This window comes from Desemzia sp. FAM 23989 (assembly GCF_045528345.1).
In the GTDB taxonomy this organism is placed as follows: Bacteria; Bacillota; Bacilli; order Lactobacillales; family Carnobacteriaceae; genus Desemzia.
In genome coordinates this window covers 1-255 of sequence record NZ_JBGQQT010000077.1, presented here as the reverse complement: position 1 = coordinate 255, position 255 = coordinate 1, and the positions used below count along the sequence as shown (strand labels likewise).

Below are 255 nucleotides of genomic sequence, written 5' to 3'. Positions count from 1 at the left end.
TCAATAGAACTAAACAGCTTTTTTTCCGATTTTTCAGTTGTCCAAAAAAAGAGCGCAAGCGATTGCGATTAATGTTATCTACATTCATCGCAATGACGGATAAGGCAATCGTAGTCAAGGTAGTTTCACGGAGTTTGGTGCGGATATTTTCCATACCGAAACAACGCTTCAGTAAACTGAAGCCGCGCTCAACTTCTACACGATCTGCATTATCGCGATATTCGATTTCTTTGTCTCTGGTTTGGTCTTTCTTTG

General features: G+C 40.4%; 1 protein-coding gene. It reads right to left on the bottom strand.

Annotated elements, in window-relative coordinates; all coding sequences use genetic code 11:
• Positions 1-255 (bottom strand): transposase (locus tag ACEN36_RS13130; protein WP_407103316.1); only part of this gene is annotated, 255 nt, incomplete at both ends.